This window comes from Frankia sp. BMG5.60 (genome assembly GCF_059428125.1).
The window spans coordinates 6,188,553-6,211,639 of record NZ_CM182091.1; the positions used below are offsets into that span (position 1 = coordinate 6,188,553).

The window sequence follows — 23,087 nt, forward strand, 5'->3', positions numbered from 1 at the left end:
TGCCGCCGCAGGTCAGGGTCCCGGGCCCGGTCACGACTGGGGCACATCGGCCGGGCGGGGCGAGCGGCGCCGCGGGAGCCGCCGGGCGACCACGATCGCGCCGAACAGCCCGATGCCGACGGTGAGGCCGAAGGCGACCGCGAGCCCGGTGTCCGGTGCGCCGGTCGTCGCCTGGCTCGCCGCGACCGCCACACCGCTCACCCCAGCGCCGAAAGCGGTGCCCAGGTTGTCGCTGAGTGCCACCGCGGTGCTGGCCTCCCCGTGCCGGTCGGCCGGCGTCTCGCCGAGGACCAGCGTGACGATGGTCGAGTACGACAGACCGATTCCCATCCCGGCGACTCCCCAGCAGGCGATCGGGGCGGCCAACGGCACGCTCGCGGGCAGCAGCACGGTGGCGAACCCGCCCGTGCCGAGGGCGACCAGGCCGAGTCCCGCCCCGATGAGCTCGCGGTACGACCGGCGCTCGGCGAGTCGGGCCTGCGTCCAGGAGCCCGCCGTCCAGCACAGAGTCGCCGTGGACACCGCGAGTCCCGCCGTCGTGGTCGACGCGTGCCGCACCGTAGTGATCGACAGTGGCACGAAGGTGTCCGCCCCGAAGAAGGCCCAGGTGAGCAGGCCCCGGGCGGCCACGGCGGCGGGGACGCCGGGACGCAGGCGCAGGGTGCCGGCCGGCAGCAGCCGGCGCAGCGGGCCGAGACCGCAGGCGACGCCGGCGGCGATCAGTGGTAGGCCGGGCGGCGAGCGGTTCGTCAGCCCGGCCAGGACGAGGCCCGCGCCGCCGCTGATCCGCACGGCCGCGACGATCGGGATCCGGACGTGCCCGCCGGCCGGTCGTCCCGGTAGCGCGCGCAGCGCCCGGAAGGGGATGCCCCCCGCGGCGACGGTCAGCGGCAGCAGCCCGCCGAAGACCCAGCGCCAGCCGGCGTGAGCGGCGATCAGGCCGGCCAGCGCCGGCCCGCCGAGGCCCGGCACCACCCATGCGGTGGAGAGCACCGCAAACACCCGGGGCCGCAGCTCGGCGGGGTAGGCGCGGCCGATCGTGGCGTACGCGATCGCCGGGATCGCCCCGCCGCCGAGGCCCTGCAGCCCCCGGCCGACGACGAGCACACCCATCGTCGGCGCCAGGGCGGCGAGCAGCAGCCCGGCGCAGAAGAACAGCAGCCCGACGGCGAACGGGCGGGCCGGGCCGGCCCGGTCGGCGCCGGCGCCGGCCAGCACGATGCCGACCGTTGTGCCGAGGAAGAACGCGCTGGTCGCCCAGCCGTACAGGCCGACGCCGTCGAGATCGGCGGCCACGTCCGGTAGCACCGTGACCACGGCGAGGGCCTCGAACGCGACCAGCGTGATGATCGTGACGAGACCGACGGTCAGCGCCCTGATCCGCCGGTCCCACAGGGACCGCACCGCCGGCTCGGGCCCGTCTACCTCGCGTGCCCCGATCTGGTCGGTCAAGCCCGCAGCCGCAGGCCGCGCGGCGTCGGATGGAAGCCGGCGCGTTCGAGGGCGGCGCCGAGGCCGCTCGCGGCGATCGGCTCCCCGTCGGCCTTCTCCACGGTCAGCCGGCCGAGTGATCCATCCGTGACGGCGCGGGCCAGGGCCTCCACGGCGGTCCCGGTGAGGCGCTCGTCCGCCGTCCACGACAGCAGGGACCGCCCGCCCCGCTCCACGTAGAGGATGAGCTCGCCGTCGACGAGGACGACCAGCGCTCCCGCCTTACGGCCGGGTCGATGCCCGGCCGCCGCGTCCGCCCCCGGTCCCGGCCGGTCCGGCCACGCCAGTGCGGCACCGAATGGGTTGGCCGGATCGGTGGCCGCGAGAACCACGGCCGCGGGGCCTGCGCCGGCCCGGCCCACCGCGGATCCGGGCCGGCGGGGATCCGCCTGTGCCCACGGCCCTCCGTCAGCCGCCGAGGTGCCCAGGTCGGATCCGGTCGGTGGTGGCGCCCAGGAGGGGGCCTGGGCCGCGTCGCGCTGCGCCGCGGCGATCGCTCGTAGCCGATCGACCGCGCCGGGCACGGCGAACTGGGCTGCGCCCAGCGACTCGACGAAGTAGCCGCGCCGGGCCCGGCCCGCGTCCTCGAACGCGCTGAGCACCCGGTAGACCGCGGCGAAACCGCCCGACGGGCGCTCGCTGGTCACCGCCCCCCGGGTGACGATGCCGTGCCGGTCGAGCAGCGCCTCCGCGAGCGCGTGGCCGCGGCGGGTCGGGTCCTCATCGCGCTCGGGTAGCAGCGACCACCGGCCGGCCGCGGTGGGGGGGCCGGTCCGCCGCGGCAGCGTCGGCCGACCGTATCGGGACTGCCGCGGCCGTGGGGCCCGCCGCCTCGCCACGGGTCCGGCGGTCCCGCCGGTGGCACTCAGGGCGACGCGCAGCGGCGCGAGAGTGTCGTTGGTGATCAGGCCCGCCCAGACGAGATCCCACAGAGCCGCGGTCAGGCCGTTGTCGTCGAGCGAGCCGACCCGATCCGACAGGGTCCGGAAGAACAGCGCCGCGCCGTCCGCGAGAGCGTCGAGGACCGCGGCGTGCGGCTGCCCGGCGGCGGCGTCGAGGTCGGCGGCGGGCAGCAGGAGGGCGGCGGCGTCGGCGGTGACCAGCGTCAGCCAACCGTCGCCGCCAGGCAGGCCGCCGGCGCCCGCCCAGTGGACCTCGCCGGCGGAGCACAGTTCGTCCAGCATCGCGGGGGAGTAGTCGGTGACCCGGGCCGGCAGGACGAGCTGCTCCCAGGCGCTCGCCGGGATCAGGGCGCCCTGCAGTTGTTCGACGGCCCGCAGCACGCCGTCGACCCCCCGGCCCCGACCGCTGGTCAATCCCTGCCAGATGGGCAGGAAGGCGCCGAGTGCCCGGGTCGGCACGGCCTCGACCTCGCGGCGCAGCGCGGCGAGACTGCGCCGGCGCAGCGCGCGCAGCACCCCGGCGTCGCACCACTGCATGCCCGTGCGCTCGGGATGCAGCTCACCGCGCACCAGCCGGCCCTGGGCGGTCATGGTCTCGAGCACCCCGACGACGACCGCCGTGCCCAGCCCCAGCCGCCGCGCCGGCTCCTCGGCATCGAACGGACCGTGGGTGCGGGCGTACCGGGAGATCAGATCGCCCAGCGGGTCGCGCACCGGCTGGGTGAACGCCTCGGGCACCCCCACCGGCAGGGGGACGCCGAGGGCGTCGCGCAGCCGGCCCGTGTCCTCGATCGGTACCCACCGTTCCTCACCGGCGATGCGCACCCGCAGGATCCTGCGATCGTGCTCCAGCTCGGCGAGCCAGCCAGGGGTGGCACCCCGGTCGACGGCCTCCTGCATGGTCAGGTCGCCGACGACGCGCAGCAGGTCGGCGACCCCCTCGGCGTCGCGGGCGCGCCGGTCGGGAGCGAGCCGGGTGAGCTCGGCGGTCACCTGGGCGAGCGCGGCGGGATCGATCAGCTCCCGCAGGTCGGCCTCGCCGAGCAGCTCGGCGAGCAGCGAGCTGTCCAGCGACAGCACCTGGGCGCGGCGTTCGGCCAGCGGCGCGTCGCCGTCGTACAGGAACGCGGCGACGTATCCGAACAGCAGCGACGAGGCGAACGGCGACGGGGACGCCGTCTCCACCTCCACCACCCGCAGCGACCTGGCTGCTACCTCACGCATGAGCCCGACCAGCGCCGGGGTGTCGAACACGTCCTGCAGGCATTCCCGCATCGTCTCCAGCACGATCGGGAAGTCGCTGAACGTGGCGGCGACGGTGAGGAGCTGAGCGCTGCGCTGGCGCTGCTGCCACAGCGGGGTCCGCCGGCCGGGGGTGCGCCGCGGCAGCAGCAGGGCCCGCCCGGCGCACTCCCGGAACCGGCTGGCGAACAGGGCGCTGCCGCCGATCTCCGCCCGCACGATCGCGTCGATCTCGTCCGGATCGAACAGCGCGAGATCCGCGCCCGGCACCTCCGCCGCGTCCGGGATCCGGGCGACGATGCCGTCGTCGGTGTGCATGACGTGCACCTCGGTGCCGTACCGTTCCCGCAGCCGGGCCCCGAGCGCCAGGGCCCAGGGCGCGTTGACCGGGGCGCCGAACGGCGAGTGCACCGCGAGTCGCCAGTCGCCGATCTCGTCCCGGAACCGCTCGACGACGATCGTGCGGTCGTCTCCCAGGTGCCCGACGGCGGCCCGCTGCTCGTCGAGGTAGCGCAGCAGGTTCGCGGTGGCCCAGTCGTCGAGCCCGGCGGCCCGCACCCGCTCGGCAGCGGCCGGCGCCGGCAGCCGGCCGACCTCGCGCAGGAAGGCGCCGAGCGCGCGACCGAGCTCGGCGGGCCGACCGGGGGCGTCACCGTGCCAGAAGGGCAGCCGGCCGGGGCGGCCCGGCGCCGGGGTGACCAGCACCCGGTCCGCGGTGATCTCCTCGATCCGCCAGCTTGACGAGCCGAGCAGCACGACGTCGCCGACCCGCGACTCGTAGACCATCTCCTCGTCGAGCTCCCCGACCCGGCTGGCCTTCTCCCCGACCAGGAACACGCCGAACATGCCCCGGTCGGGGATCGTTCCGCCGCTGGTCACCGCAAGCCGCTGCGCGCCGGGCCGGCCACGCAGGATGCCGGTGGCCCGGTCCCAGGTGATGCGGGGACGCAACTCGGCGAAGGCGTCGGAGGGGTAGCGCCCGGCGAGCATGTCGAGCACGGCCTCCAGGACCGAAGCCGGCAGGGACGCGAAGGACGCGGCACGCCGGGCCAGCCCGCCGAGATCGTCGACGGACCAGTCGTCCATCGCCGTCATCGCCACGATCTGCTGGGCGAGTACGTCCAGCGGGTTTCGCGGAGCGTGGACCTCCTCGATCGCTCCCGCCCGCATCCGCTCGGCGACCACGGCGCTCTCGAGCAGGTCCCCGCGATGCTGCGGCAGGACCACGCCGAGGCTCGTGGCGTCGACCTGGTGACCGGCCCGGCCGACGCGCTGCATGCCGGCGGCGACGCTGGGTGGCGAGCCGATCTGGACGACGAGGTCGACCGCGCCCATGTCGATTCCCAGCTCCAGGCTGGAGGTCGCCACGACCGCCGGCAGCCGCCCGGCCTTGAGATCCTCCTCGATGAGCAACCGCTGCTCCCGGCTGACGCTGCCGTGGTGTGCCCGCGCGACCTCCGGCCACCCGGCGGTGCCGCCGCCCTGGCCGGCCGCGCCCATCATCGCGGCCGGGGCCACGCGCGCCGGAGTTGCGCCGGTGCCGTCGGAACCGGTCGCGACCGGGCTCGACTCCGGCCCCCCGGCCGCGGCTGCGGCCTCGACCAGCCGGTCGGCGTAGAGCTCGTTCAGCCGAGCACACAGCCGCTCGGCGAGCCGCCGCGAGTTGGCGAACACGATCGTCGACGAGTGCGCCAGCACCAGGTCGAGCACGCGCTCCTCGACCGCCGGCCAGATCGACGCCCGTGGCGGGGCGGCCGCGGCGGAACCGTCCGGCGGCGCGTCGACGAGCGGCTCGCCCAACCGGGTCATGTCCTCCACGGGGACCACGACCTCGATCTCGAGGGTCTTCGCCGCCGGCGGCCGGACCACCGCCACCGGGGCCGCCCCGCCGAGGAAGCGCGCGACCTCCTCGACCGGGCGCACCGTGGCCGACAGGCCGATCCGTTGCGCCGGCGTCTCCAGCAGCGCGTCGAGGCGCTCCAGGCTGAGCGCCAGGTGGGCGCCGCGCTTGGTGCCGGCCACCGCGTGCACCTCGTCGACGATCACCGTGCGGACTCCGCGCAGCGCCTCGCGGGCCGCGCTGGTCAGCATGAGGAACAGCGACTCCGGAGTGGTGATCAGGATGTCGGGCGGACGGGTCCCGAAGCCGCGCCGCTGGGCGGCCGGGGTATCGCCTGAACGGACGCCCACGGTGATATCGGGCTGGGGCAGGCCAAGGCGCTGCGCGGCGCCCCGGATCCCCGCCAGCGGGGCGCGCAGGTTGCGTTCCACATCGATGCCGAGCGCCTTGAGCGGACTGATGTAGAGCACCCGGCACCGGCACCGGCGCGTCGGCTCGGGCGGCGGCTGGGAACGGGCCAGTGTGTCCAGGGACCACAGGAACGCGGCGAGCGTCTTTCCGGAGCCCGTCGGGGCGACGACCAGCGCGTTGCCGCCCCCGCGGATCGCCCCCCACGCACCATGCTGGGCCGGCGTCGGGGCGGCGAAGGCCGCACCGAACCAGCTCCGCGTCGGCGCGGAGAACGGCGCGAGCGGATCCGGCTGGTCGTTGGGGCTGCGACTGGGCACGTCAACCAGTCTGCGACGCGGTACCGACAGATTCCGGCGGCCGCGGTCCATCGGGCTCGGTGATCCTGCCGGTCCTGCCGGTCCCGCCCGGCGCACCGGGTGCGCTCGGGTCCGGTGGGCGCCCGCGAGGCGTGGACCGATCGCTGCGGCGGCGGTTGACCCGGTCCTTTCCGGGCGGTGCACACTGGTGAGGTGCGGCTGACCGAGTTCTGGGCGAAGATGGACACACGGTTCGGTTCGGCCTACGCGGAGTCGTTTGCCCGCGATCATGTGCTCGCGGGGCTCGGCGGCGCGACGGTCGAGGCCGCCTTGGCCCGCGGTGACGACGCCAGGACCGTGTGGCGGGCCGTGTGCGACGAGTTCGGCGTGCCCGCTCGGGAGCGTTGAGTGCGCCGATCGGCGTGTCGCCGAGCCGTCGAACGCCTGTTCGGCTAGAGTTATCCCCATGCGGGCACTTATCCACAGATCACCCCCGGCCCTCGAAACTGTCGGACCCACGGCCTAACGTCACCCCCGTGGCCAAGAATCGACGACCTCAGCATGGAGTAACTCCAATGGCGGCAGGACTCGACCGTGACAAGGCGCTGGACAATGCCCTGGCGCAGATCGACAAGGCGTTCGGCAAGGGATCGGTCATGCGATTGGGGGACGACACCCGGCCGCCGATCCAGGCCATCCCCACGGGCTCGATCGCGCTGGATGTCGCGCTCGGTATCGGTGGCCTTCCGAAGGGCCGCGTCATCGAGATCTACGGCCCGGAGTCGTCCGGGAAGACGACCGTCGCCCTGCACGCCGTGGCGAACGCGCAGGCGGCCGGCGGCATCGCGGCGTTCATCGACGCCGAGCACGCCCTCGACCCGGAGTACGCGGGGAAGCTCGGTGTCGACATCGACAACCTGCTGGTCTCCCAGCCGGACACCGGTGAGCAGGCACTCGAGATCGCGGACATGCTCGTGCGGTCCGGGGCGCTGGACATCATCGTCATCGACTCGGTGGCGGCGCTGGTCCCGCGGGCCGAGATCGAGGGTGAGATGGGCGACAGCCACGTCGGCCTCCAGGCCCGGCTGATGTCGCAGGCCCTGCGCAAGATGACGGCCGCGCTGGCGAACTCCGGCACGACCGCGATTTTCATCAACCAGCTCCGCGAGAAGATCGGCGTCATGTTCGGTTCGCCGGAGACCACGACCGGTGGAAAGGCGCTGAAATTCTACGCGTCGGTGCGCCTCGACGTCCGCCGTATCGAGACACTCAAGGACGGCACGGAGGCAGTGGGTAACCGCACGCGGGTCAAGGTGGTGAAGAACAAGGTCGCCCCGCCGTTCCGGACCGCCGAATTCGACATCGTCTACGGCGGTGGCATCAGTCGCGAGGGTTCCCTCATCGACATGGGCGTCGAACACGGCATCATCCGCAAGTCCGGTGCCTGGTACACCTACGACGGCGACCAGCTCGGCCAGGGCAAGGAGAACGCCCGGTCGTTCCTGCGGGACAATCCCGACCTGGCCAACGAGATCGAGAAGAAGATCAAGGAAAAGCTTGGCATCCTGCCCAGCGTCGAATCCGACGTTGTGGCACCGGTCCCCATCGACCTCTAACCGATGGTGGGAGCCGGTCGGCGCGATGCCGACCGCCGTCCGGCCACCGGCACCGACGCCGCAGGCGATCCCGGTGCCGGTCGGCCGACGGACCCGGTCGGCGGCGCGCGGGAGATCTGCCTGCGCCTGCTGGCGACGCGGGCGCGCAGCAGGGGCGAACTGGCCGCAACCCTGCGCCGCCGAGGCGTGGCCGACGACGTCGCCGAGACGGTCCTCGACCGACTGACCGCGGTCGGGCTCGTCGACGACGGTGCCTTCGCCACCGCCTTCGTGTCCTCGGCGCGAACCCACCGCGGGCTCGGTCGGCAGGCGCTCGCCGCGGAGCTTCGTCGGAGAGGGGTCCAGCCGGACGTGATCGAGGCGGCCACGTCCGTTCTCGCCGCGGAGGACGAGCAGGAGATGGCCCGAGACCTCGTGCGGCGCCGGTTGCGATCGATGGACCGGTTGCCCGAGCGGGCGCGGGCGCGGCGGCTGCTGGCCATGCTCATGCGGCGGGGCTATCCGGCCGAGCTTGCCATCCGGGTCGTGCAGGAGCAGGTCGGCGCAGGTACGGACGAGGGCGAGCCGCCGCCGACGACGTGGGACGGCGGCGACCTCGACCCCTCCGCCTGAGCTCTAGCGGGAATTCCGTCAGTTGTCAATGTGACGAATTTCTTGACCGGAGAATGTGACCCGACTTATTCTCCCAGAAAGGTGACAGGATCCCCCGCGGGGACGCGGTGACGATAGCTCGTTCAACTTCACAAGGAGGCAGCCGCCACGAGCGGGTGTCCGAGTCGCTATGCCGGGATGGGCCATCACTGTTGATGGTCTGCTCCAGCGTGCCGCCGTGGGCTCCTTATCGTAATGGTGGAGTCCGCGTGCTGCCCCTCCACGGCTGTGATCGCGCCGGGTCGTGGGTCCTTCGCCGCTCCGATCCAGCCCGCCTGGGCGGGTCCGACGATAGCGGAGGGAGCAGCGGTGGACGGCGTTCTCGTCATCCTCTTGTCACTCGTTCTCGTCGTGCTCGTCGCGCTTATCCTCGCCGTGGCGTGGCTGGCGCGCACGGCGCGGGGGGATCGGCATTACGGCGCCGCGATACGCGCAACCCGGAGCTCCTCGGGTATCGCGGCCTCGGTCGACGCGCTTCCGCTCGACGACGACGACGCCGAACCCGCGGTGCGGGTGCTGCCCCTCGTCCGGTCCACGGCCGGTGGCGACCAGCCGGCGGCTGACGCTCCTGGGGCGGCCGAAGGTGGCGCACCGGACGCCGGTGCCGACTCCTCAGCCCCCCGGACGGCACACCACGATGCGGCACCTGCGTCGGGGCCCGGGGCAGCGGGCGATGGTGCGCCCGCGCCCGCGCCGGACGCCGGATCGCCCGCCGGCGCGGACGCGGGCCGGCTCGCCGAGACGGTCGTCGCCGGGGCGGCGAGGCAGGTTGCCTCGACGGTGGTGGCATCGATCGAAGCACCATCGCGGGAGTCGGAGTCGGAGTCGCGAGAGCCGGCGTCGGCGGAGGTGTCGGCGTCGGCGTCCGCGGCGCGGGAGTCGGCGGCGCGGGAGTCGGCGGCGCGGGAGTCGGCGTCGGTGCGGCGGGCGGCCGAGCGGGAGGCGGCGCAGACTGTCGCGCGCGCGGAACGTGAGGCGGCGCAGCGGCTAGCCCGGGTCGAGCGGGAAGCCGCGGAAATCCGCCGACGTGGCGAGGACGAGGTCGCCTCGCTGCGTAACCAGGCCCGCGCCGAGGCTGCGGCCGACGCCTCCCGCGCGGAGGCCGCGATGCGCGATGCGGCCCGCGGCGAGCTGGAGGCCGTCCGGGCCGAGATCGCCTCGGCGCGGACGGCCTTCGAGGACGAGCTGCGGGTCCGGCGGGCCGAACTGCGCGGCCGGGAGGAGGCGCTCGCGGCCCGGGAACAGCGGGTCGAAGAGCGAACCGCCGGTCTCGACGAGCACGCCAGCCGGCTCGCCGGGCGTGAGCAGGACCTGCTCGACCGGGAGGACGAGCTGGCCCGCAGGACGGCCGAGGCGGCCGACATCGAGGCCGCCCGCCAGGCGGCGCTGGAGCGGATCGCCGAGCTCACCGCGGCCCAGGCCCGGGCGGAGCTGGTCTCGACCATCGAGCATGAGGCCCGCCGCGAGGCCGCCCTGCTGGTCCGTGAGATCGAGTCGCGGGCCGAGGAAGAGGGAGAGGAACGCGCCCGCCGGATCGTGACCACGGCCATCCAGCGGGTCGCCTCCGAGCAGACCACCGAGTCCGTCGTGACCGTGCTGCACCTGCCGGGCGACGAGATGAAGGGCCGGATCATCGGCCGCGAGGGGCGCAACATCCGGACCTTCGAGTCCGTCACCGGGGTGAACGTGCTGATCGACGACACCCCGGAGGCGGTCCTGCTGAGCTGCTTCGACCCGGTGCGCCGGGAGATCGGTCGGATCACGCTGGCGGCGTTGGTGTCCGACGGACGCATCCACCCGCACCGCATCGAGGAGGAGTACGCGCGGGCCCAGGTGGAGGTCGAGGAGCGCTGCGTGCGGGCCGGCGAGGACGCGCTGCTCGAGACGGGGATCTCCGAGATGCATCCGGAGCTGGTCACCCTGCTCGGGCGGCTGCGTTACCGCACCAGCTACGGCCAGAACGTGCTCGCACACCTCATCGAGAGCGCGCATCTCGCCGGGATCATGGCAGCGGAGCTGCGGATGGCGCTGCCCCTGGCGAAGCGCGCGGCCCTGCTGCACGACCTCGGCAAGGCGCTGACGCACGAGGTCGAGGGTTCCCACGCGCTCATCGGCGCGGACGTGGCCCGCCGCTACGGGGAGACCGAGGAGGTCGTGCACGCGATCGAGGCGCACCACAACGAGGTCGCGCCCCGCTCCCTGTGCGCCGTGCTGACCCAGGCGGCCGACCAGATCTCCGGCGGCCGGCCGGGGGCGCGCCGCGACAGCCTGGAGTCGTATGTGAAGCGGCTCGAACGGATCGAGCAGATCGCCGGTGATCGCCCGGGGGTCGACCGGGTGTTCGCGATGCAGGCGGGCCGGGAGGTGCGGGTCATGGTCGTCCCCGAGGAGGTCGACGACGTCGCCGCCCACCTGCTCGCCCGCGACGTCGCCCGGCAGATCGAGGACGAGCTCACCTATCCGGGTCAGATCCGGGTGACCGTGGTCCGCGAGACCCGGGCGGTGGGCACGGCCCGCTGACCAGGCGCCCGGCCGGACGGTTCCACAGGGGCGGCTCAGCGCCACGGTGCGTCCGGGCCCGGGCGTGTGGGCGTCGGTGTTCCTGCTCCGGGGCGGTTCAGGTCCGGGTACCGCCCGGCCCACCCTGCTCGGGCACCGCCGCCGCCGGCCGGGCGCCCGTGGCCGCCGCGGCGTCCATGGGCAGCTCCGCGTGCCCCCCGCCGAGCCGGCGGTTCTGCCGGCGGTCGAGCCACCGGGCCAGTGCCGACAGCAGGCTGTTGGTCACGATGTAGATCACGGCGATTGCCGTGTAGATCGGCAGGGCATACCGGCTGCCGAGGAACTCCACGGCGCCGCGCCCGGAGCGCAGCAGCTCGCTGTAGGCGATGACGAAACCGAGTGAGGTGTCCTTGAGTAGGGTCACCAACTGGCTGATCAGCGTCGGGCTCATCCGCCGGACCGCCTGCGGGAACTGGATGAGTCGGAAGACCTGCACCGGCCGCAGCCCGAGCGCGGCGGCGGCCTCCGTCTGCCCCCGGTCGATCGAGGCGATCCCCGCCCGGAAGATCTCGCTGATCACCGCCCCGTTGTAGGCGGTCAGGCCGAGCACCAGGGCCCAGAAGGCCGACAGTTTCCAGCCGAGCGCCGGCAGCCCCAGGTAGGCGAACAGGATCAGCATGAGCACCGGCAGGCTGCGGAACAGCTCGACCACGGCGGTGGCGGGGATGCGTACGGCCCGGTGCCGCGACATCCGCGCCATTGCCAGCGCCACTCCGAGGACCACGGCGAAGACCATCGCCGTCAGCGCCGCACGCAGCGTGTCGAGTAGACCGTTCCACAGCAGGGTCCGCAGGTCGGGCTGGTCGACGAACACGCTCCACAGCTCGCCGTCGAGCTGCCCGGAGTCGGCCAGCCGCAGCAGGGCCAGCGTGATCAGCCCGGCGAGGACGACGAGCACGACGATGCTGGAGATCAGGATGCGCCGCCGACCCCGGGGGCCGGGAGGATCCGCCAGGACGATCGGGGTGCCGCTCATCGTGCCCTCGCCACCCGTCGTTCGGTCAGGGCCAGCGCGCCCGCCAGCGCTAGGGTGAGGATCAGGTAGGCGACCACACCGCCGAGCAGTACGGCGATGACCGAGTCCGGGTTGGCCGTCGTCAGCCGCTGCACCACCCCGGTCAGCTCCTGGACGCCGAACGCCGCCGCGATCGAGGTGTTGCGGATCAGGGCGCTGATCACGCTGCCGAGGGGCTGGAGCACGTTGCGGAACGCCTGCGGCAGCACGATCATCCGCAGCGTCTGGGTGAAGGTCAGGCCGAGCGCGCGGGCGGCCTCGGCCTGACCGAGGTCGACCCCGTTGATGCCCGAGCGGACCGCCTCGCAGACCAGCGCCCCGTGGTAGATCGACAAGGCGACCACCGCGAAGGTGAAGTAGGAGAACACGATGTCGACCTGCGGCAGGACGAACACGACGAAGAAGAACACCACCGTCAGCGGGGTGTTGCGGACGATCTCCACGTAGGCGGTGGCGAACCAGCGCAGCGGGGGCACCGGGGAGACCCGCATCGCCGCGAGCGCGGTGCCGAGGATCAGCGCCACGATCGCCGCGAACAGGCTCAGACCCACCGTGCGGCGGAATCCCTCGGCGAAGGTGTCGAGGTTGTCGAAGACGGCGTCGATCGCGATGCTCCCTCGTGCGGTGGAACGCCCGATGCGGTGCGGCGGCACGACGGCGGCGAGGGCCGGGACGGGGTCCGGCGGCCGGTCGGCCCCGGCGTCCCGGGCCCTCGCCGCGTCAGCGGTTGCGGATCAGTGATCAGACGATCAGTGATCAGTGATCAGTGGACCGGACCGGACCGGTGGATCCGGCCGATCGGCGCGACCAGGTGGATCAGGGTGTGGATCAGTACACGGGTCAGGAGGTGTACCGGTCGACGGGCGGCGGGGTCGGCGTGTTCGGCTCGACCTTCCCGACGGTCGAGCTGAACGCCTTCGCCCAGCGACCGTCGGAGTACGAGGCCTCCAGCGTGTCGTTGATGAAGGTCCGGAAGGCCGTGTCGCCCTTCTTGATCCCGATGCCGTACGGCTCCTTGGTGAAGGTGCCGCCGACGAGCTTGAAGGCGTCCGGATCCTTGTCGATCAGGCCGAGCAGGATCACGTTGTCGGTGGTGACCGCGTCCACCTGCCCGTTCTTCAACGCGTCCGCGCACTTGCTGTACACGTCGAACAGCACCAACTGGGCGGCCGGCGCCACCTTGCGGATGTTCTCCGCCGGGGTGGAGCCGCTGACCGAGCACACCTTCTTGCCGGCGAGGGAGTCCTTGCCGGTGATGTCGGTGTTCTTCTTCGCCACCATGATCGATTGTCCGGCGACGTAGTACGGGCCGGCGAAGTCGACGACCTTCTTGCGCTTGTCGTTGATCGTGTACGTGGCGACGACCATGTCGACGCGGCCCTGCTGAATGAACGGCTCGCGGTTGGCCGACACCGTCTCGACGAAGTTCACCTTGTCGCGGGGGATCCCGAGGGCATCCGTGATGATCTCCGCGATCTCGACGTCGAAGCCCTCGGGCTTGCCGCTGAGGTTCTTCAGGCCGAACAGGTTCTGGTCGAACTTCGTCCCGACGGTGATCTTCCCGGCGTCGTGGAGGCGGGCCATGGTGGTGCCGGGGGCGAAGCTGGCCGCGGCGTTCGTGGCAACCGCGTCCTCGGCGTCGTCGTCGCCACCGCAGGCGGTCAGGCCGAGGGTGGCGAGCATCGCGGCGCCGAGCAGCAGGGCGCCGCCGCGACGCCGGACACGGCCGGCCCCGCCGGACCGCCGGGGCGAGCTCGCGCCGGGCTGCCCGGGGTTCCCGGGAAGACGCCCGGCGGTTGGCCGCCGGCCCCGACTGAACGGTGTACGCATGACCGATCCTCTCGCGGTGCCCCGGACCGCCGGATCCGGAGCGCGGGCTGGTGTCGAACGAGGTGTCCCGGTGCTGCCTGGGGTGCGGCTCCCGCCCGGCGCGCGCGGGGCCATGGGGGTGGCCCTGCGTCGGGGCCGTCCCCGATCAGTGCTGAGATCAGTGCCTGAGAGCAGTGCTGCGATCAGTGCTGCAGGATCCTGGCCAGGAAGTCCCTGGCCCGTTCGGATGTGGGCGCGCCGAAGAAGTCGTCGGGCGGCGCGATCTCCAGAATGCGACCGTCGGCCATGAAGGCCACGCGATCGGCGGCGGAGCGGGCGAATCCCATCTCATGGGTGACCACGATCATGGTCATCCCGGTCGCGGCCAGGGACCGCATGACGTCGAGCACCTCAGAGATCATTTCGGGATCCAGTGCCGAGGTCGGCTCGTCGAACAGCATGAGAACCGGGTCCATGGCCAGCGCCCGGGCGATGGCGGCGCGCTGCTGCTGGCCGCCGGAGAGCTGCCGGGGCAGCCGGTCGGCCTTGTCCGCGATGCCGACCCGGGCCAGCAGCTCGCGGGCGCGGGCCTCGGCCTGGCCCCGTTTCTGTCCGAGCACCTTCGTCGGCCCGAGCGTCACGTTGTCGAGAATCGTACGGTGGGCGAACAGATTGAACGACTGGAAAACCATCCCCACCCGGGACCGCATCCGGGCGAGTTCCCGCCCCTCTGCGGGCAGCGGGTTCCCCTCGAACAGGATACGGCCCTCGTCGATCGTCTCCAGCCGGTTGATGCAGCGGCACAGCGTCGACTTCCCGGACCCGGAGGGCCCGATGACGACAACGACCTCCCCTGCCTCGACGGACAGATCGACGTCGCTCAGTACCCGGTTGTCGCCGAAGGATTTCCCGACTCCCTCCAGGGTCACCAGGGGCACATCGACCTCCCGACACAATGACAGAACGGTGTGGTGTTGGACCGAGCATCCCGGCGGATCGGGGACGGACGGGCCAGGCGCGCGGATAGTCGTGGGTCGGACAGGTGGACGGTCGCTGCGTTCCGTTTCCGGACCGTTGCAGCGACATTCGCGGATGATACGCCACCGGCCGCCAAAATTCGCCAACCTGTATATTTCGTGACATTGATTCGGGGTGCTCGTCCCTCCGGGCGATGTTCCGGCGCCGTCGCCGGCCCGGCGGGGCGCCGGTCGCCCGCCGGGCCGCGAGCGACGCGCCGTAGGCTGGTTGACGTGACGGGCCGCAGCTACGAGGTACGCACGTTCGGGTGCCAGATGAACGTTCACGACTCCGAACGGCTCTCCGGACTGCTCGAGTCCGCCGGCTACGTCCCGGCCGCCCCCGGCAGCGAGGCCGACGTCGTGGTGTTCAACACCTGCGCGGTGCGGGAGAACGCCGACAACCGGCTGTACGGCAATCTCGGCCAGCTCGTCCCGGTGAAGAAGAGCCACCCGGGGATGCAGATCGCCGTCGGGGGCTGCCTGGCGCAGAAGGACCGCTCGACGATCCTCGACCGGGCCCCCTGGGTCGACGTCGTCTTCGGCACCCACAATCTGCATCGCCTGCCGGTGCTGCTGGAGCGGGCCCGGCACAACGCCGCCGCCGAGCTGGAGATCGCCGAGGCGCTGGAGGTGTTTCCCAGCTCGCTGCCGACCCGCCGGGCCAGCCACCACGCGGCCTGGGTCAGCATCAGCGTGGGCTGTGACAACACCTGCACCTTCTGCATCGTGCCCAGCCTGCGCGGCCGCGAGCGCGATCGCCGGCCGGGCGACGTGCTAGCCGAGGTCGAGGCGCTCGTCGGAGAGGGGGCGCTGGAGATCACCCTGCTGGGGCAGAACGTGAACTCCTACGGCCGTTCGCTGGGCGACCCCGGAGCGTTCGCCAAGCTCCTGCTCGCCTGCGGCCGGGTCGAGGGCCTGGAGCGGGTGCGCTTCACCTCGCCGCATCCGCGGGACTTCACCGACGACGTCATCGAGGCGATGGCCGCCACGGCCAACGTCTGCCACCAGTTGCACATGCCCCTGCAGTCCGGCTCGGACGAGGTGCTGCGCCGGATGCGCCGCTCCTACCGCCGGGACCGGTTTCTCGGCATCGTCGAGCGGGTGCGGGCGGCGATGCCGGACGCGGCCATCACCACCGACATCATCGTCGGTTTCCCCGGCGAGACCGAGGCAGACTTCGCCGACACCCTCGACGTGGTGCGCCAAGCGCGCTTCTCCGGGGCGTTCACCTTCCAGTACTCCCCGCGCCCGGGAACCCCGGCGGCGACGATGGACGGCCAGATCGACCGGGCCACCGTGGCCGAGCGGTACGGCCGCCTGGTCGCGCTGCAGGACGAGGTCTCCTGGGCGCAGAACCGCGAGTTGGTCGGCCGGCGGGTCGAGCTGCTCGTCGCGGAGGGCGAGGGCCGTAAGGACGACGCCACCGGCCGGTTGTCCGGCCGGGCGCGCGACGGTCGTCTCGTGCACTTCCGGGCCGGCCCGGGGCCCGTGGTGCGGCCCGGTGACGTCGTCGAGACCGTGGTGACGCGGGCGGCGCCGCACCATCTCACCGCCGACGGTCCGCTGCTGTCCCACCGCCGCACCCGCGCGGGTGACGCCTGGGAGCTCGCCCGCACCGCCCCCGCCGGCGGCGCCGATGACGGCGTTGCGGCGGCGCCCCGGCAGACCGTCGCCCTCGGCATGCCGTCGGTGGGGCCGGCGCCGAGCCCGGGCCGTCGGTGACCTTCGTCGCCGCGGCTGTCTGCCCGCACCCGCCGCTGCTGGTCCCCGAGGTCGGCCGCGGCGAGCAGGTCCACGCCCGCGCCGCGGCCGTGGACGCCGTGCGGCGGCTGTGCGCCGCGCGGCCGGACCGCATCGTGGTCGTCGGGGACGCGCCGGCAGAGACGCGCTACGGGCCCGAGTCGGTCGGGTCGCTCGCCGGCTTCGGGGTGGACCTGCGCGTGCCGCTCGGACCGCCGGCCGCCGGGCCGCTCACCGCCGGGCCGCTCACCGCCGGGCCGCCGGCCGCCGGGCCGCCCACCGCCGAGCTGCCGGCGGGCGCGGCGCTGGCCGCAGCGGCGCCGTCGCTGCCCCTGTCGTTGACCGTCGGCGCCTGGCTGTTGGCGAGCACCGGCTGGTCCGGGGACCGCACGGCGCTCGGGGTGCCGGCCACCCATTCCACGCGGCAGGCAGCCGGCCTCGGGGAACGCCTCGTCGCGCAGGTGCGGCGCGGGGAGCGGCTCGCCCTGCTGGTCATGGGGGACGGGTCGGCGCGGCGCACCCTCAAGGCGCCGGGAGGGCTCGACGAGCGCGCCGCAGCGTTCGACGCAGCCGCCGCGGCGGCTCTGGCCGAACCCGATCCCGCCGCGCTGCTCGATCTCGATCCCGAGCTGGCGGCCGAGCTGCTGGCCGCCGGCCGGGCCTCGTGGCAGGTCCTCGCCGGTGCGCTACTCGCCGCGACTCGGGACAACACGCCAACCAAAGCCTGGTCCAGCGAGCTCACCTATGACGACGCGCCCTACGGTGTCGGCTATCTGGTTGCCGTATGGAATCGGGGGGGCGCGCAACGTGGTAGGGAGTCCGGCTGAGCTGCCGCCAGGTGTCTGGCGGACCAATGTCGCTGGCCTGGCCGCGCTGCGGTGCGGGTCGGTGGACGCCCCTGGGGTCCTGCTGTTGCCGGGCTACGCGGCGAGCAAGGAGGACTTCCTGCCGATCATGCCGGCAGTGGCCGCCGCGGGCTTCGCCGCGACGGCGCTCGATCAGCGCGGCCAGCACGAGTCGCCCGGCCCCGACGAGATCGCGGCGTACAGCCTGGAAGCGTTCGCCGACGACGTGCATCGCGTGATCGACGCGCTCGGCGCGCAGGACGTGCACCTGGTCGGGCACAGCTTCGGCGGCCTCGTCGCCCGCGCGGCGGTCATCGCCGACCCCGGCGGGATACGCACGCTGACCCTGCTGTCCTCCGGACCCGCCGGGATCGTCGGGCGGCGCCAGGCCGCGTTGCGCACGATCCGGCTGGTCCTGGAGCGGGGCGGGTCGGCCGCGGTGTGGGCGGCACTGCACGCAGTGGAGCGGCCCCGCCCGGCGCCGACGGCCGACTTCCTGCGCCGGCGGTTCTTCGCCCACAACCAGACCTCCCTGATGGCGATCGCCCAGCATCTGCTCGACACGCCGGACCGGGTCGCGGAGCTGGCGGCGGCCGCCCGCGGCGCGGGCCTGCCGGTGCTCGTCGCACACGGCGAGAGCGACGACGGATGGCCGGCCGCCGTGCAGGCCGACATGGCCCGCCGGCTCGCGGCCCGCTACGAGGTGTTGCCGGGCGCCCGCCACGACCCGGCGGCCGACGCCCCGGACGCGCTGGTCGCCGCGCTGGTCGGCTTCTGGCGGTCGTCGGGCCTGCCGGCGCGGCGGCCGGCGCCCGCCGTCGCAGAGGCCAGCTCGGGGGCCGTGTGACCGGCTGAGCCGGGACGCCGACCGGGCACGCCGGCGCCGCGCCGGCGCGTGGCACCATCGGGGCGATGAGCACGCGGGAGCGGTCAGGGTCGGGACCGGTGGTGGCGGTGGTGGGGCCGACGGCCGCGGGCAAGAGCGATCTTGGCATCGAGCTCGCGCTCGCGCTCGGCGGTGAGGTCGTCAACGCCGACTCGATGCAGCTCTACCGTGGGATGGACATCGGCACCGCCAAGGTCCCGCCGGCGCAGCGCCGCGGGGTGCCCCACCATCTGCTCGACGTCTGGGACGTGACGCGCACCGCCGACGTCGCCAGCTTCCAGACCGACGCCCGGCGAGTGATCGACGGCCTGCTCGCGGCGGGCCGGACCCCGGTGCTGGTCGGCGGCTCCGGGCTGTACCTGCGCGCCGCTCTCGACGATCTGACCTTCCCGGGCACCGATCCGGCCGTGCGGGCCCGCTGGGAGCGGGAGCTGGCCAGCCGCGGCGCGCCGGCGCTGCACGGCGAGCTGGCGCGGCTCGCGCCGCGGGCCGCCGAGGCGATCCTGCCCACCAACGGTCGCCGCATCGTGCGCGCGCTGGAAGTCGTCGAGCTGACCGGAACCTTCGAGGCCACCCTGCCCGAGCACCGCTCCGTCTACGACGTCGTCCAGATCGGGGTGGACCGGACCGATCTGGACGAACGCATCGTCGAACGGGTGGAGAGAATGTGGGGCGCGGGTTTTCCCGACGAAGTGCGGAGGTTGGCGGAAAAGGGACTCAGGGAAGGACGTACGGCGTCCCGTGCGCTGGGATATGCTCAACTGCTCGCCTGGTTCGACGGAGCAATGGACTCCGCCGAGGAGGCCAAGAAGGCCACAATTACCGCGACGCGACGCTTTGCCCGACGGCAAAGGTCCTGGTTTCGTCGGGACGAGCGGATAGTCTGGCTGGACCAACCGGATGTCACTCAGGTGCTACGGCTGGTGGGTTCGCTCTGACGGGTGATCGGTCAAGCGGCTCCGGGGCGACGGGTCGGCGCCGAACCGCGGCGTCGCCGACGCCCGGCGTGCGGCGGCCGGTCCCGCTCGGCGTCTGGAGAGATCGATGTGACCGCGCCCTCCGCTGCTGCCGGTTCCCCACCCGACCTGACTCTCGTTCCCGCCCTCTACGCCGCTTTCGACGACGGCTCGTTGCGATTGCATTTCCAACCCGAGGTGGACCTGCGTAACGGGTCGGTTCCGGGAATGGAAGCCCACCCGCGCTGGCAGCATCCTGAGCGCGGCGTGCTCGGCCCGGCGGAGTTCATGCCGATCGCCGCCGCCGCCGGCCTCGTCCACCAGGTCGACCAGTGGGTCCTTCGGATGGCGGTGACGGAGGCGCGCACCTGGCACCGGATGGCCGTGGGCACGCCGATCCGGCCGCCCCGGCTGTGGGTCAACGTCGACGGCCGCCAGCTCGCCAGCCCCGCCTTCGTCGCAGAGGTCGACCGGTTGCTCTCCGGCCGGCTGCTGCCGGCGGGGGCGATCGGCCTGGAGTTCAGCGAGCGGGACCTCGGGCTCGCCGCGCCGGTGGTGCCCCGCCTGCTGGAGCGGCTGCGCGCCCTCGGCGTCGCGATCGCCGTCGAGTCGTTCGGCACCTGGTTCGGGTCGCTGGCGATGTTCGACCTGCTGCCGCTGGACCTCGTCAAGCTCGACGGCGTCTTCCTGCGGGCGACCATGCGCGATCTGGAGGGGGAGGCGGTCGTCGCGGCGATCGCCCGGCTGGCCCACCAGCGGCGGCTCACCGTTGTCGCCGACGGCGTGGACACCGCCCGGCTGGCCACCCGGGTGGTCGACCTCGGCTGCGACCGGGCGATCGGGCCGGTGTTCTGCCCGCCGGTCCCGGTGGAGGACGCCCGGCTGATCGCGCTGGGTCGGGGCCGCCCGGATCGCTGGTACAAGCCGCCGGCCCGGACCGACGATCGGATGCGGGAGTGGGTGCGCGCCGCAGGGGGATGAGCCGCGGCGGCGGCCCGGGCAGCCTGGGCGGCTCGGCGGCATGGGCTGCCGCGCCGTACGATCGCCTGGTGCGGGACGACCGGGAGCTGCGCTTCGTCAAGGGCCACGGCACGGGCAACGACTTCGTCGTGCTTCCCGACCCGGACGGCGACCTCGACCTCACCGCGGACCTGGTCCGCGCGTTGTGCGACCGGCGCACCGGCGTCGGCGCGGACGGGGTGCTGCGGGTCGTGCTGTCCGCCGCGGTCCCCGAGGCCGCCTCCCTCGCTGGGACGGCCCGCTGGTTCATGGACTACCGCAACGCCGACGGGTCCGTCGCGGAGATGTGCGGAAACGGCGCCCGCGTGTTCGCCCGCTACCTGGTGGCCGCCGGCTACGCCCAGCCCGGCCGGTTCACCATCGCGACCCGCGCCGGCCTGCGGCTCGTGGAGGTGCCGGCCGCGGGGGACGTCACGGTCGACATGGGCCCGCCGAGGATGTCCACCGGGCCCGGGTCGGCGGTGACCGTCGCCGAGCGCGACTTCACGGCGGTCGGCGTGTCGATGGGCAACCCGCATGCGGTCTGCTTCGCCGACGATCTCGACGTGCCCGCGCTGCGCGGCCTCGACCTGACCCGCCCCCCCGCGTTCTCCCCGGTGGACTTCCCGGACGGGGTGAACGTCGAGATCGTCGTGGACCGGCCGGGCGGGGTCGCCATGCGGGTCTACGAACGCGGGGTCGGGGAGACGGCCTCCTGCGGCACCGGTGCCTGCGCCGTCGCGGTGGCCTGGGCCGCCCGCCGGGGCCTGCGCCCCGCCCTCACGCCCGCCACCGCCTCCGGGGCCGGGGACGGCGCGGCGGCTGCCCGCCCGTCGGCCGCGTCGGGGGTGCGTGACGGCGCCGGCGCGCCGCCGCCGGAGGTCGAGGTCGAGGTCGACGTCCCGGGCGGCGGCCTGGTGGTCGTCTGGCGTCCCGACACCGTGCTGCTGCGGGGACCGGCCGAGCTGGTCTTCGACGGCGTGCTGCGTCCGGCGGCCCTGCGTCCGGCGGCCCCGCGGCCGGCGGCCTTGGACGGGCATGGTGCGGCCGCGAGCGCGGACGCGGCCGGGGTCGCCGACGCCACCGAGATCCTGGCGGCCGCCGGGCTGCCCGGCTCTCCCACCCGCTGACCCGCTCCGGGGGACCTCGGGCGTGTCCTCCGACGGCGACGTCCGTTTTCGACAAGACCGCCTGCCCTGGGGCGTCCTACGGTGCGGTCATGCCATCCACGTTCAACCTCATCGGCTTGATCGTCGCCGACATGGCCCGCAGCCTCGCCTTCTACCGCCTGCTCGGGCTCGACCCGCCGGCCGGCGCCGAGGCCGAACCGCACGTCGAGGTGACCCTGCCCGGCGGGCTGCGCCTGGCCTTCGACACCGAGGAGACGATCCGTTCCTTCGACCCGGACTGGGCGCCGGCGACCGGCGGTGCCGGGCGGGTGAGCCTGGCCTTCGCCTGCGACAGCCCCACCGAGGTCGACGCGCTCCACGCCGACCTGCTCGCCGCCGGCCACACCGGCCACCTGCCGCCCTGGGACGCCTTCTGGGGCCAGCGCTACGCGACCGTCCTCGACCCGGACGGCAACCACGTCGACCTGTTCGCCCCGCTACCCGCCGTTCCGGCGCCCTGACCGAGAGGGCCGGCAGGCCCATCCTCGTTCGGCAGCCCCGGCAGCCCCGGCAGCCCCGGCAGCCCCGGCAGCCCCGGCAGCCCCGGCAGCCCCGGCAGCCCCGGCAGCCCCGGGGGCCCCGGGGGTTCCAGGGGTTCCGCGAGACCCGCCGGTGCCGGGCTGCTCGGCCGGGCGGGGTCGAGCAGGCTGGTCAGCGTGACGCCGGTCAGGGCGCGCACCTCCCGGGCCAGATGGGCCTGATCGGCGTAGCCGGCGTCGGCGGCCACCGCGGCCAGGCGCCGGCCGGTCCGCGCCGAGCTCAGCGCCTCCTGCAGCCGCAGGATGCGGGCGAGCGTCTTCGGGCCGTACCCGAACATCTGCCGGCAGCGGCGCAGGAGCTGGCGTTCGCTGAGCGCGGCCGCTCGCGCCACATCCGCCACCGGCGACCCGGCCCGGATTCCGGCGACGATCGCCGGCACCAGCGGATCGCCCAGTCCCGGATCGCGGGGGCGGGCGGCGACGCACGTCTCGAGCACCAGCGCCGGATCGCCCGCGTCGGCGAGCCGTTCGGCGAGTCGGCGGGCCGGACCCGCGCCCCACAGGTCGGCAAGGTCCGGGCGGCGGTCGCGCAGCTCCGCGGCGGGCACCCCGAGCCGGGCCGGCCCGCGCCCGGGGTCGAAGCGCAGGCCGAGGTAGCACACCCCCGGCGCCCAGCTCGCGAGCGTGGCGACCGTGTCCGGGCCGGCGACGATCAACCGGCCGTCGGAGCTCCAGATGATGTCGATGCAGCCGTCGGGCAGGATCCGGTGGACCTGCGCGGCCCGTCCGTCGGCGGCCGGGTTGCCCGCCGGCAGGCGCCGCCGCAGCGGGCTGGCACCCGCCCGATCGAGGTCGCTGGTGGGCCCGGACGGGCCTTGCGCGGACCAGAGCGTCGCCGGCAGCCGGGTCGTCGGCCGTTCCCGGTACACGGCGTCGACGGTACGCGGCCCGGCGTACCGTGCGGGCGTCTGTCCCGTTCGGGGCGCCTGTCTCGTCCAAACGCCGGTCCCGTTCGGGGGCACCGGTCTCGTCCAGGTGCCCGTCCTGTCCAGGTGCCCGTCCGGTCCGGCGCGAAGGTCACGGTGTGCCAGCCCGGAAACCGTTCGCGATCGTCATGGCGGCGTGGGACCCTGGTGGGAGACGGGATGAATCCGCGAGGGAA

General features: G+C 73.9%; 18 protein-coding genes. 11 read left to right on the forward strand and 7 right to left on the reverse strand.

The genetic code is table 11. The annotated features are described in order from the left end of the window. Positions 1-30: 30 nt before the first annotated feature. Together AC5R91_RS25355 and AC5R91_RS25360 are read right to left on the reverse strand one after the other, a co-directional pair. A complete protein-coding gene (locus AC5R91_RS25355) occupies positions 31-1,452 on the reverse strand; it encodes an MFS transporter (protein WP_495393801.1) in 1,422 nt (473 codons plus the stop codon). Then, entirely contained in the window at positions 1,449-6,254 is a 4,806-nt protein-coding gene (locus tag AC5R91_RS25360) for an ATP-dependent helicase (protein ID WP_495393802.1), read from the reverse strand. The genes AC5R91_RS25355 and AC5R91_RS25360 overlap by 4 nt, the downstream gene beginning before the upstream one ends. 141 nt (positions 6,255-6,395) lie before the next feature. Between AC5R91_RS25360 and AC5R91_RS25365 the strand changes: the two genes are divergently transcribed. The 4 genes from AC5R91_RS25365 to rny all read left to right on the forward strand — a co-directional run bounded on the left by AC5R91_RS25365 (position 6,396) and on the right by rny (position 10,969). Next, on the forward strand, positions 6,396-6,590 hold the full coding sequence (locus AC5R91_RS25365) for a DUF3046 domain-containing protein (protein ID WP_495398058.1): 195 nt from the start codon (positions 6,396-6,398) through the stop codon (positions 6,588-6,590). A gap of 167 nt (positions 6,591-6,757) precedes the next feature. Then, positions 6,758-7,798, forward strand: coding sequence for a recombinase RecA (gene recA, locus AC5R91_RS25370; RefSeq protein ID WP_495393803.1), 1,041 nt, complete (start codon positions 6,758-6,760; stop codon positions 7,796-7,798). Positions 7,799-7,801: 3 nt separating this feature from the next. Then, positions 7,802-8,410, forward strand: coding sequence for a recombination regulator RecX (gene recX, locus AC5R91_RS25375; protein WP_495393804.1), 609 nt, complete (start codon positions 7,802-7,804; stop codon positions 8,408-8,410). 348 nt (positions 8,411-8,758) lie between these two features. Continuing rightward, complete coding sequence (rny, locus tag AC5R91_RS25380) at positions 8,759-10,969, forward strand: ribonuclease Y (RefSeq protein WP_495393805.1); 2,211 nt, start codon at positions 8,759-8,761, stop codon at positions 10,967-10,969. 97 nt (positions 10,970-11,066) lie between these two features. Here rny and AC5R91_RS25385 read toward each other — a convergent pair whose 3' ends face one another. From AC5R91_RS25385 to AC5R91_RS25400, 4 genes are all read right to left on the reverse strand, one after another. After that, positions 11,067-11,984, reverse strand: coding sequence for an amino acid ABC transporter permease (locus AC5R91_RS25385; protein ID WP_495393806.1), 918 nt, complete (start codon positions 11,982-11,984; stop codon positions 11,067-11,069). Continuing rightward, positions 11,981-12,676 carry an amino acid ABC transporter permease gene (locus AC5R91_RS25390; protein WP_495393807.1) on the reverse strand — a complete coding sequence of 232 codons (696 nt, stop codon included), beginning with the start codon at positions 12,674-12,676 and terminating at the stop codon, positions 11,981-11,983. The genes AC5R91_RS25385 and AC5R91_RS25390 overlap by 4 nt, the downstream gene beginning before the upstream one ends. A 187-nt stretch (positions 12,677-12,863) precedes the next feature. After that, positions 12,864-13,853, reverse strand: coding sequence for a glutamate ABC transporter substrate-binding protein (locus AC5R91_RS25395; protein ID WP_495393808.1), 990 nt, complete (start codon positions 13,851-13,853; stop codon positions 12,864-12,866). Between the two features lie 182 nt (positions 13,854-14,035). After that, positions 14,036-14,770, reverse strand: a complete 735-nt coding sequence (locus AC5R91_RS25400; RefSeq protein WP_495393809.1) for an amino acid ABC transporter ATP-binding protein — start codon at positions 14,768-14,770, stop codon at positions 14,036-14,038. A gap of 312 nt (positions 14,771-15,082) precedes the next feature. Between AC5R91_RS25400 and miaB the strand changes: the two genes are divergently transcribed. From miaB to AC5R91_RS25435, 7 genes are all read left to right on the forward strand, one after another. After that, a complete protein-coding gene (gene miaB, locus AC5R91_RS25405; protein WP_495393810.1) occupies positions 15,083-16,573 on the forward strand; it encodes a tRNA (N6-isopentenyl adenosine(37)-C2)-methylthiotransferase MiaB in 1,491 nt (496 codons plus the stop codon). Next, positions 16,570-17,418, forward strand: a complete 849-nt coding sequence (locus AC5R91_RS25410) for a class III extradiol dioxygenase subunit B-like domain-containing protein (RefSeq protein WP_495393811.1) — start codon at positions 16,570-16,572, stop codon at positions 17,416-17,418. Before miaB ends, AC5R91_RS25410 begins: the two co-directional genes overlap by 4 nt. Positions 17,419-17,479: 61 nt before the next feature. Next, a complete protein-coding gene (locus AC5R91_RS25415; protein WP_495393812.1) occupies positions 17,480-18,283 on the forward strand; it encodes an alpha/beta fold hydrolase in 804 nt (267 codons plus the stop codon). A gap of 65 nt (positions 18,284-18,348) precedes the next feature. Beyond that, complete coding sequence (miaA, locus tag AC5R91_RS25420) at positions 18,349-19,260, forward strand: tRNA (adenosine(37)-N6)-dimethylallyltransferase MiaA (protein WP_495393813.1); 912 nt, start codon at positions 18,349-18,351, stop codon at positions 19,258-19,260. A 108-nt stretch (positions 19,261-19,368) separates the two neighbouring features. Continuing rightward, on the forward strand, positions 19,369-20,259 hold the full coding sequence (locus AC5R91_RS25425) for an EAL domain-containing protein (RefSeq protein ID WP_495393814.1): 891 nt from the start codon (positions 19,369-19,371) through the stop codon (positions 20,257-20,259). Positions 20,260-20,327: 68 nt separating this feature from the next. Beyond that, positions 20,328-21,407 (forward strand): diaminopimelate epimerase, encoded by a 1,080-nt coding sequence (gene dapF, locus AC5R91_RS25430; protein ID WP_495393815.1) that lies wholly within the window; start codon positions 20,328-20,330, stop codon positions 21,405-21,407. An 89-nt stretch (positions 21,408-21,496) separates the two neighbouring features. Next, positions 21,497-21,907, forward strand: coding sequence for a VOC family protein (locus tag AC5R91_RS25435; RefSeq protein WP_495393816.1), 411 nt, complete (start codon positions 21,497-21,499; stop codon positions 21,905-21,907). On the opposite strand, the gene AC5R91_RS25440 is transcribed toward AC5R91_RS25435, so the two are convergent. Further along, positions 21,832-22,854, reverse strand: coding sequence for a helix-turn-helix domain-containing protein (locus AC5R91_RS25440; RefSeq protein ID WP_495393817.1), 1,023 nt, complete (start codon positions 22,852-22,854; stop codon positions 21,832-21,834). The genes AC5R91_RS25435 and AC5R91_RS25440 overlap by 76 nt on opposite strands. Positions 22,855-23,087: the final 233 nt, after the last annotated feature.